This is a genomic window from Mongoliibacter ruber (assembly GCF_003003005.1).
Lineage (GTDB): Bacteria > Bacteroidota > Bacteroidia > Cytophagales > Cyclobacteriaceae > Mongoliibacter > Mongoliibacter ruber.
In genome coordinates this window covers 1-7304 of record NZ_PVTR01000029.1, presented here as the reverse complement: position 1 = coordinate 7304, position 7304 = coordinate 1, and the positions used below count along the sequence as shown (strand labels likewise).

3 protein-coding genes are annotated in these 7304 nt (G+C 42.4%); all 3 read right to left on the bottom strand.

Translation table 11 applies throughout. From position 1 onward, the window contains the following. Positions 1–6367: DUF6923 family protein (locus CLW00_RS21015; RefSeq protein WP_146131476.1), on the bottom strand; the 6367-nt coding region annotated here is incomplete at its 3' end. A 51-nt stretch (positions 6368–6418) separates the two neighbouring features. Beyond that, on the bottom strand, positions 6419–6913 hold the full coding sequence (locus CLW00_RS21010; RefSeq protein WP_146131475.1) for a hypothetical protein: 495 nt from the start codon (positions 6911–6913) through the stop codon (positions 6419–6421). Between the two features lie 209 nt (positions 6914–7122). Then, positions 7123–7304: OmpA family protein (locus CLW00_RS21005; protein ID WP_146131474.1), on the bottom strand; the 182-nt coding region annotated here is incomplete at its 5' end.

The following is a 7304-nucleotide window of genomic DNA, read 5'->3' as shown; positions in this document are numbered from 1 at the left end:
TCACATCATCAGGGTTCACAGGATCTCCGTTCAAGGTATCGTTATCCAATACATTGCCCGGTACTGTGCCGCCTTCTGTGCCGCTGATCGGACCGAAGTCATCATCATTGGCCTCTATTCCTGGCGCTGTCACAGTTACAGTTACTGTCGCTGTATCACAGTTGCCAGGGTTCAACACCTCACAGATGCTGTACGCTACTTCGTAGTCTCCCGCTGGCGTGTTCGGTGCTACCGTAACCGTTCCATCTGGGTTGATCACTACCGGAGAGTTTGGATCTACATTGATCGGTGTCAAGGTCACTTCTTCAGGGTTAACTGGCTCACCGTTCAACGTATCGTTATCCAATACATTGCCCGGTACTGTGCCACCTGTCGTTCCATTGATCGGACCTAAGTCATCATCATTAGCTTCTATCTCATTAGGAACAAGAATTACTTCCTCTTCATCTGTCGTAGGATCTGTAGGATCGCCATCAGGATCTGTGCCCGTCGCGCTCGCTACGTTCAGCACGCTACCTGCATCTACATCTGCCTGTGTTACTGTATAGGTCGTCGTAAAGGTCTCAATGTCCCCAGGAGCCAATACTGCTATCGTCTCGCTCAGTTCTGTCAATGGATCTTCTACCTCTATATTGGTCAAGGTAACATTGCCCGTGTTGGTCACTGTGATCGAATAGGCAATCACATCACCCTCAGCCGTGAAGCTGGTCGCATCCGCATCACCGTTAACCGACGTCACCGTCTTCTCAATCGTCAGCCCAGGCGCTGCATCAGGACCAGGTGTCGTGATCTCGTCTTCCGCAGGCGGAACCGGACCATCAGGACCATCGCCCGAAGCAGACGCAGCGTTCGTTACACTACCTGCATCTACATCTGCCTGTGTTACTGTATAGGTCGTCGTAAAGGTCTCAATGTCCCCAGGAGCCAATACTGCTATCGTCTCGCTCAGTTCTGTCAATGGATCTTCTACCTCTATATTGGTCAAGGTAACATTGCCCGTGTTGGTCACTGTGATCGAATAGGCAATCACATCACCCTCAGCCGTGAAGCTGGTCGCATCCGCATCACCGTTAACCGACGTGGCAGTCTTCACTACCACTAGCGATGGGTTCGAACCGGGACCATTAATAGTCACCATATCCGTATCCGTAACAGGACTTGGAATTGGTACACCTACATTTCCGCCGACAATAGGCATTGCAGTCGCAGTCGCAGTATTTTCAACTTGACCGTTATCGATATCGGATTGGATAATCGTGTAAGTCGCTGTAAATAATGCCGTTGCTCCAGGTGCTAAAGAAGGTACCGAAGTAGGTGTAATCGTTGATAAGCCAACCAATGGATCTTCAACCTCTACATCTGTCAAAGTCACAGTGCTGTTATTTAGAACCCTAAACGTATAGGTAATCTCATCGTTAAGCTCATAGGTAAGCTGCGAGGCAGTCTTAGTCAGTGTAAGATATGCATAAGTAATAGTAACCGTCGCAGGCTCAATAGAAGTTATCCCATCCACATCAGTAATGAAATATTGGATAGGATCAGGATCTCCTACAAAGCCAGTCTCAGGAGTGAACGTAATCTCTCCTGTAAATTCATCTACCGACCAGGTGCCCTGACCGGGAACTCCCAAGGACTCACTTGGATTATTTGTCCCGACTATCCGCACTGCATTCAGGCCAAAAAATCCATTGTCATTCCCCACAACATCAAGCGTAACTGCCTGACCTACTGGGTTGCCAAGGCTTGAATCATCATTGGCAATAGGTGGGGCGATCACCTGAGTCTCTGCTTTCGCTTCGAGTTCTGGACCTCCAACATTATCGACAGAAGCTGGTATTTCAACATTGACAATATTTTCCAATGTGCCGCTAAAATCGGTTGTATTTATGGTGATTGTATACACGACACTTGACCCACCTGCAGTATTACTGAAAGGAAGCCCAACATTATCTTCAATCGCTCCTGTATGGGTAACATTTGGATCATATGAAGATGTCGCATTTCCAGTAGTTACGACCGTGAAGCTTACGTTATTCGGATCAATTCCAGTAGGTACAAGATCAGTGACCGAAACACCAGATGCCCCAAAAGGACCATCATTCTGTACAGTAACGGTAAAAACAGCTTCTTCACCTCTCAAGTAGCTTTCTTCGTCAACGGTTTTCACAACTGTCACATTGGCCGCAAATGTGAGGATACTAGTGATACATATAGCTCCGTCGTTATCGTTAGAGCCTGGAGCGTCAGAAATCAGGGTACTTGCACCGGTTGAAGTATCAAATTGGTAGAAACCACCGGTGTTTCCTGCGCCATAGACATTACCAAGAGCGTCTGCATACATAGCACCCATAGCACTGTTACCTTGGTTTGGAGTGCCAACATTGGTCATAAGACCCGTGGTCGGGTCAAGGGAGACCAGTTGCCAATTATTATCATTCACGCCCCAAAAGTTCCCGGTATTCACATCATAAGCGATGTCTGTCACTCGGTTACCATTGTTGGTGACATCGATATCTTCTACTACAGCTATAGTTTGGACATTGATCTTATAAAGTTTGGTATTGGTGTTATTAAGAACCCATAAATACCCATCAGCATCAAAATCTCCTGAGAAGAAACTTCCTACTGTATTCGGAAGACCTGTAACTTCACCGAGCGTCGTACCAACACCATTAGCACCTATCACAATCAACCTGTTTCTAGGGTTATTCACATCATCACGTCCGCGGCGAATACCGTAAACATAATTATCCACGGAATTGAATCCTATTGCATTGTATCTAAAGTCACTGGTTCCGATTAGTGGGAAAGTGAAAGGATTTCCCGACCTGTCAACTAAAAACAATTCATCATCTTGAGAAAGAAAAACTCTGTTTTCATCACAGGCATCCACGAACGGAAGCAAAGGATCTGTAGTGGCGCTTGCCTCGTTATTAGTAGGATCTGGGTCATCATTTTCTGCAGAAACTGTAGCCACATTGGTATAGTTTCCAGCTCCATTTACTCTAGCCACTATTTGAAGCGTTGCAATATCTTCATTTGACATATTACTAATATCCCACAAGCCCGTATCAGGGAAATACTGACCAAAGCCAACAGAAACTGAATGACTCACATAAGTATAACCAGACGGCAAAACATCTTCAACCTCGACACCTGTTGCTCCGCTAGGCCCATTATTTGTAACAGTTACAGTAAATGTAACTTCTTCACCTACCAAAGGAGTCGGATTATTTACAGTTTTGGTAACCGCTAGGTCAGATTCAGCATTATTAGTATCGGTTGCTGTATTATTACTTGGATCTGTATCATTGATATTTGGGGGAGCTTCAGCCGTAACTGTATTCGTTAAGGGCCCTGTAAAACCGGAAGGAACAGTGACTGTCAAGGTATAAGTAACTGTACCTCCGACTGGTAAATTAACCAAATCATCTATTGCACCTGTTTGAGTACCTGAAACGTTTGTAGTAGCACCCCCCGAAGCTATAGCTGTATAACTGTAATTAGCTGCTGGAATACCAGGAATCAATGGATCTTCAACTCGAACATTTGTAGCTCCAAAAGGTCCTACATTTGTCACTTCTATGGTATAAACCACGTTAGATCCCGGTGAATAAATATCACTCCCATCTGTTTTCGTAACTTGAATATCTGCATCAAATGTGAGAATGCTAGATGCACAAATTGCCCCATCATTTAGGGATGATGAAGGAGCATCGGAAATAACAGTTCGTTGTCCCGTAGTTAAATCAAACTGATAAAAACCACTTCCATTATTTGCTGCACCATAGAACCCACCTAAAGCATCTATAAACAAAGCCCCAAAAGAAATTGCAGTAGGAGGCGTTGGACCCACGGCATCGACTGCGCCAGTAGTTCTATTTATTTTCCATATTCTCCCTGGTGCATTAGGGTCTCCTGGACCAAGCACCGTATATAAAAATCCATCAACTGGATTATATGCTATATCAAAAAAGATTGCATTTCTAAACAGAGTTAATGTTTGAACCACAGCTCTAGTTGAAACATCAATTTTATAAATCCTGTTTGCAAGATCGCCAGGGCTATGAACATAAAGAATACCATCTTCATCAAAATCCCCAGATAGGTAGTTCCTGTTTTCAGGAAGTCCAGTGACTGGACCAAGATCTACTGGAATTCCAGATTGGTCTATCCTTACCAATCTATTAGTACTGGAACGGATTCCATACACAAGATTATCTTGGGAATTATACCCTATAGCATTATATGTAATTCCATGTGTACCATCATCAATCGGCTCAAAAACGAAAGGATTATCGGACCTGATTATATCATATAAAATCGATGGATCTCCACTAACAATTGACTGATTGAGAAGCAACCTATTATCTCCACAATCAAAAGGCATTGCAGGTTGGGTAGTAACGCTTGCTTCATTATTAGTAGGATCTGTATCATTGATATTTGGGGGAGCTTCAGCCGTAACTGTATTCGTTAAGGGCCCTGTAAAACCGGAAGGAACAGTGACTGTCAAGATATAAGTAACTGTACCTCCAACAGGTAAATTAACCAAATCATCAATAGCACCTGTTTGAGTACCAGATACAGTTGTTGTTGCATCCCCTGAAACCGTAGCTGTATAACTGTGGTTAGCTTCCGGAATACCGGCAATCAATGGATCTGAAACTTGAACATTTGTAGCTCCAAAAGGCCCTGCATTGGTAACTGTTATAGTGTAAACAAGATTATCTCCTGAAAAATAAGTTTGATTATTGACTGTTTTTGTAACTTGAATATCTGCGTCAAAAGTAAGGGTACTTGTATAACACATAGCACCATCATTGTTAGACGAGCTTGGAGAATTTGAAATTAGTGTACTTTGCCCTGTATTTCTATCAAATTGAAAAAATCCACCTCCATTAACCGCTCCATAAATATTTCCATCTATATCGACATACATTGCTCCAACGCCACCGCCCGATAGATTTGGTGTACCAACATTAATCCAAGCGCCAGTATTTTGATTAATCCTGACCAACTGCCGAGTATTACTTGATACACCCCAAAAATTCCCGGAAATATTATCATATGCAATATCAGTTACCCGATCATTCGTGCCAATGTTTACAGCCCTGTCTTCTTCAACAGTTCTAGTTTGGACATTAACCTTATAAATCCGTGTACTGTTATTGTTAAGAACCCAAAGAAATCCATCCGGATCAAAATCTGCCGCAACATAAGTAGAGTTAGCTGGAAGACCTGATACTGGTCCCATGTCACGAGCCACACCCGTAGCATCAATAACAATTAATCGATTGGTTGCTGTTACACTAGGATCAATCCTAAAACCATAAATAAGGTTATCAATAGGATTAAAACCAATAGCATTATAGTCAAAAGCACTAGTGCCAATCGTAGGGTAAGAGAATGGGTTTACTGAGCGATCAACATTGCGGAGTTGATTCCCTTGAGAAAGAAAAATAGTGTTTGCAGCACAGACATCGTCAAAGGCCTCAAAAGCCTCTGATACTGGGATAAAGGCAATATCACCTATATCCAATCTGTGACCAGTAGTAGCGCTAGTAGGTGAATTCAAGCCAATTATCATTCGGTCTGACAAACCATCAACGCGAACCAAAACAGATCCTCTAGCATCATTAGAATTGTAAGCCCCAGTCAGATTATTCTGGGTTGCAAAGCGTCTGTTATCAGGGGCAGCAAAAACACCTATATTAGGTGATGTCGCAGTCCCTGGTGTCAGTGAAACTGAGGTGGGCTGGTTTGTACCATCTAGTCGCGATTGAAAAAATACCCGATCTTGCCAACCTGTACTTACGGTTGATCTATCGATATTATTTGCTCTAAAGCGCAGACCAACAATCGGTTCAGAAAACTGGATCACCATAAACCCGGCATTCGTTAGATCACCAGAACAGTCTACCCCAGTCGTAGATCTAAACCATATCATACCCGAATCTTCGTCGAAAGGCTCGCCAGCGCCAACATATTGTGGAGTCGTATCAATAATTCTTGGAGAATTTTGACCACAAACTGCACCAGTGAAACTTATTTCCGCATCAACCCCACTTCCTCCGATATTAGTAATGGTAACACCATTAGCGATATTGGTTCCTGGCGCAAGCACATCTGTCCACTTAAGTAGCACCTCACCCGATTGGGCGTGTAAACTATTGTTAGCCAACAATATTCCAGCGAATACAACAAAAAAATTAAGAATAGCCAAAGAGAGCTGTCGTTTTAAAGGACCTCTTGATCTTCTGAATAGATGATTAGTCATGGCAAAAAAAGAAGTCGGTAAATTGGCATTTTGCATTTTTAAAATACCAAGTAAATAGGCCAAGTAAATTTGTAAATATTTCATCATGCGTGCGATTTCAAATTAAATGCATTATATCAATAAGAGATAGTCCTCTGACTACTTGATCAAAGTATTAAACACTATGTCAGATAGGGTTTTAATTGGAAAAATCTTTTCACTAGTGACATATGAGACCACTGATCTTTTACCGGTTTCAAAATAGATTCTAGTGGGGAACGGATTATTCCACACTACTTCAGAATAAGTAATGAAGTCACTTTTTACAGCCGCTGCAGAAACGATCAGATAGCCTCCAATAATTTGAGGCCTACCACTCACTGATTTCTTCTTAAGTGGATTAAAATCATGAATAAACCATAGTTCCGTCAATGTTGAATTGATCCTTAAAATCTGATTATCAATAGTCCACAAATTTTCTATTTGGCTATTTGTGTAATTTTTAAACCTGATAGTCGTAGAAGGAACTGGCCCTTTATCGAGAATATTCGCAAACCCAAAAGCAAATTTTGAGGAAGTGATTTTTGCATTTACCATCCCAGATACTGTCAAAAACAGACTGAAGAGGATTAATAGGTAAATATTTTTATTCATATCATTTGTATTAAAATCGACAACGAGATTCTTTTTATTCTTTCCTCCTACCACACTGGGTATGAGCCATGATCATTTTTTTAAATCAATTCCGGTTGTGCACACACACTTAGATTAGCATTCAGCTTTTTATTCAAAGAGTATTCTACACTTCAGGGATTGATAGTATTGTGTTTTTTTCCTATCAATCCCCAAATTGTATTCATGAATCAATCTTTGGATCCTCCCAATTTCAGCTCCGTCCTTCTGTTGAGTTGGTGCATCGCTTCTGTGCATGGAACCGTGCCGCAGTCATGGACAGGCATGTTCTTGCCAAACCACTCATACTCCATCCTCGAGGCCTCAATTCCCCTGTTGATCAGGTAATCCTTCACTACCTCAGCCCTGCGCT

What these genes read in the sequence shown, in the direction of transcription:
- CLW00_RS21010 (WP_146131475.1), bottom strand. Translation starts at nt 6,913, where the DNA reads ATGAATAAAAATATTTACCTATTAATCCTCTTCAGTCTGTTTTTGACA.